Source organism: Knoellia aerolata DSM 18566 (assembly GCF_000768695.1).
Taxonomy (GTDB): Bacteria; Actinomycetota; Actinomycetes; order Actinomycetales; family Dermatophilaceae; genus Knoellia; species Knoellia aerolata.
Map to the genome: position 1 here is coordinate 1 of NZ_AVPL01000115.1, position 3,845 is coordinate 3,845.

2 protein-coding genes are annotated in these 3,845 nt (G+C 69.7%); both read right to left on the reverse strand.

The features are described from left to right. Positions 1 to 47: 47 nt before the first annotated feature. Entirely contained in the window at positions 48 to 2,042 is a 1,995-nt protein-coding gene (locus N801_RS18675; RefSeq protein WP_035940819.1) for an ABC transporter ATP-binding protein, read from the reverse strand. Continuing rightward, positions 2,039 to 3,775 carry an ABC transporter ATP-binding protein gene (locus N801_RS18680; protein ID WP_035940820.1) on the reverse strand — a complete coding sequence of 579 codons (1,737 nt, stop codon included), beginning with the start codon at positions 3,773 to 3,775 and terminating at the stop codon, positions 2,039 to 2,041. Before N801_RS18680 ends, N801_RS18675 begins: the two co-directional genes overlap by 4 nt. Positions 3,776 to 3,845: the final 70 nt, after the last annotated feature.

A 3,845-nucleotide genomic window follows, 5' to 3' on the forward strand; every position in this document is an offset into this window, starting at 1 on the left:
GGTCGAGTTCGCGACCACAGTTGCGGACGGTGGCGTCCCCAGGGCGGCTACCCGGCCGGCTCGGCGACGGCGGAACGGAACTGGGCGGCATACAGGTCCGCGAAGGCACCACCGCGCGCGAGCAGGTCGGCGTGCGAACCCTGCTCGACGATCCGGCCGTCCTCCATGACGAGGATGAGGTCGGCGTCACGGATCGTCGACAGGCGGTGTGCGATGACGAAGCTCGTCCGGTCCTGGCGCAGCGCCGACATCGCGTGCTGCACGAGGAGCTCCGTGCGGGTGTCGACCGAGCTCGTCGCCTCGTCGAGGATGAGCAGCGCCGGGTCGGACAGGAACGCCCGCGCGATGGTGATGAGCTGCTTCTCGCCGGCGCTGATGTTGCCGGCCTCCGCGTCGAGCACGGTGTCGTAGCCGTCGGGCAGCGAGTGGACGAACCGGTCGACGTAGGTCGCCCGCGCCGCCGCGAGGACCTCCTCCTCGGAGGCGTCGGGCCGGCCGTAGGCGATGTTGTCGCGGATGGTCCCGCCGAAGAGCCACGTGTCCTGCAGCACCATGCCGATCTCGCGGCGCAGCCCTCGCCTACTGAGGTCGGTGATGTCGACACCGTCGAGCGTGATGCGGCCGGAGTCGAGCTCGTAGAACCGCATGATGAGGTTGACCAGGGTCGTCTTGCCGGCACCCGTGGGGCCGACGATCGCTACCATCTGGCCCGGCTCGACCGTGAGGTCGAGGTGCTCGATCAACGGGGTCTCGGGCGCATAGGCGAACGAGACGTCCTCGAACTCGACGCGGCCGTGCGGGTCGTCCAGCACCGTCGGCGACGCGCTCTCCGCCTGCTGTTCCGGGGCGTCGAGGACGTCGAACACCCGCTCGGCGGATGCGACCCCGGACTGCAGGAGGTTCGCCATCGAGGCCACCTGGGTGAGCGGCTGGGTGAACTGGCGCGAGTACTGGATGAACGCCTGCACGTCACCCAACGTCATCGAGCCGCTGGCAACCCGAAGCCCGCCGACGACGGCGATGACGACGTAGTTGAGGTTCCCGATGAACATCATCGTCGGCATGATGATGCCGCTGATGAACTGCGCACCGAAGCCTGCGTCGAAGAGGTCGTCGTTCTTGGCGCGGAAGGCCTCACGGGCCTCCTCCTGGCGGCCGAACACCTTGACGAGCTGGTGTCCGGTGAAGGTCTCCTCGACGATGCCGTTGAGCTCTCCCGTGGACTTCCACTGCTGCACGAAGTGCTTCTGGGAGCGCTTGCCGATCGCCGCGGTGACGAGCATCGAGACAGGGATGGTCACGAGCGCGATGACGGCGAGCAGCGGTGAGATGTAGAGCATCATCGCCACCATCGCGACGACGGTGAGGAGGGAGGTGAGCAGCTGGCTCAGCGTCTGCTGCAGGCTCTGCGCGACGTTGTCGATGTCGTTGGTGACCCGGCTGAGCAGCTCACCGCGGGGCTGGTTGTCGAAGTACGGCAGCGGGAGCCGGTTGAGCTTGTCCTCGACCGAGGACCGCAGCTCGAAGATCGTCCGGTTGACCGCGCCCGTGAGGATCCAGCTCATCGCCCACTGCAGCAGGCTCGCGACGACGTAGATCGCGAGGACCACGAGGAGCACCCGCCCGACGGCCCCGAAGTCGATCCCGGCGCCCGGCACGAGGAACGGCATGCCCTCGACGAGGTCGGCGAACGTCCCGTTGCCGTTGAGCCGCAGGTCCGCGACCGCCTGGTCACGGCTCACCCCGGCGGGCAGCTGGCGCCCCACGACACCCGCGAAGATGAGGTCGGTCGCGCGCCCGAGGATCTTGGGGCCGACGGCGTTGAGGGCGACACTGGACACGGCGAAGGCGAGGACGGCGTACAACGACGTCCGCTCGGGTCGCAGGAGGCCGAGCAGCCGTTTGGCCGAGGGACGGAAGCTCGCGGGCTTCTCCGCCGGGATCCCGATCGCCATCGGGCCGTGCCGGTTCGTGGCACGGGACCCGGGGCCACGACGCGCCTCGGCGGCCTTCTCCTCGGCCGTCTTCACACCCTCGCTCATGCCACTGCCTCCTCGGCGCTGCGCTGGCTCTCGACGATCTCGAGGTAGGTCGGGCAGGTCTCGAGCAGCTCGTCGTGGGTGCCGGCACCGACGACGAGCCCGTCGTCGAGCACGACGATGTGGTCGGCGTCGATGATCGTCGAGACCCGTTGGGCGACGACGACGACGGTCGTATGCCGGGTCACGGGCCTCAGAGCCACGCGCAGCCGCGCGTCGGTCGAGAGATCGAGCGCGGAGAAGCTGTCGTCGAAGAGGAAGACGTCCGGCTTGGCCACGAGCGCGCGGGCGATGGCGAGCCGCTGGCGCTGGCCGCCGGAGACGTTGGTGCCGCCCTGCGCGATCGCCGACTCCAGCCCGTCGGGCATGGCCCGCACGAAGTCCTCCGCCTGGGCGATGCGCAGCGCCTCCCACAGCTCGTCGTCGGTGGCCGCCGAGTCGCCGTAGCGCAGGTTGGACGCGACCGTCCCGGTGAAGAGGTACGGCTTCTGCGGGACGAGGCCGATGCGCGACCACACGTCCTCCAGAGTCGCCTCGCGGATGTCCACCCCACCGAGCAGGACGGCGCCGCCGGTGACGTCGTAGAGGCGCGGGATGAGCGAGATGAGCGTCGACTTGCCCGAGCCCGTGCTGCCGATGATCGCGGTGGTCCGGCCCGGCAGGGCGGTCAGCGAGACGCCTTGGAGCACGGGCACGTCGGCGCCGGGGTAGGCGAACTCCACCCCACGCAGCTCGACCGACGTGCCGCCGGCCGGGAGCGGCACCGGGGCGCTCCGCTGGACGACGGTGGAGTCGGTGTCGAGGACCTCCGCGATGCGCCCCGCCGAGACCGTGGCCCGCGGGATCATCATCGACATGAAGGTCGCCATCATCACCGACATGAGGATCTGCATGAGGTAGGCCATGAAGGCCGTGAGCTCGCCCACCTGCATCTGCCCGCTGTCGACACGCTGCGCCCCGAACCAGAGGACGGCGACGGTCGAGGCGTTGAAGATGAGCATGACGATGGGGAAGACGAGCGCCATGAGGCGGCCGACCGCGAGGGCCGTGCCGGTGTACTGGGTGTTGGCCTCGCCGAAGCGGGCCCGCTCGTGGTCCTCGCGGACGAAGGCGCGCACGACCCGGATGCCGGTGATCTGCTCGCGCAGGACGCGGTTCACCCAGTCGACCGACTCCTGCATGAGGCGGAAGTTGGGGATCATCCGGCGGATGACGAGGGCGACGCAGAGAGCGAGCAGGGGCACGGCGACCGCCACGAGCCAAGAGAGGCCCACGTCCTCGCGCAGCGCCATGACGATCCCGCCGACCATCATGATCGGCGCCGACACCATCATCGCGGCGCCCATGAAGACGACCTGCTGCACCTGCGTGACGTCGTTGGTGTTGCGGGAGATGAGCGTCGGCGCCCCGAAGCGCGACACCTCCTGCGCCGAGAAGTCACCGACCCGGGCGAAGACACCGGCCCGCAGGTCCCGCCCCATCCCGGCCGCGGTCCGCGCCCCGAGGTAGGTCGCTGCCACGGTCGCCGCGATCTGGACGAGCGAGACGGCGAGCATCCACATGCCGGCGGAGACGATGAACGCGGTGTCCCCCTTGGCCACACCCTCGTCGATGATCCTGCCGTTGAGGCTGGGGAGGTAGAGGGACGCGATGGTCCCCACGAGCTGGAGGAGGACGAGGGCGACCAGTGTTCCGCGGTAGGGCCGAAGGTAGTCACGCATGAGTCGGATCAGCACGACGCGGCCCGTCCCTTCGCGGCCGCGGCGGCGGTGGTGGCCGCGGCGGCGGTGGTCGCGGCGGCGGTGG

Bases quoted from the DNA above. Each gene is read 5' to 3' on its own strand.
- N801_RS18675 (WP_035940819.1), bottom strand. From the start codon at position 2,042: ATGAGCGAGGGTGTGAAGACGGCCGAGGAGAAGGCCGCCGAGGCGCGT.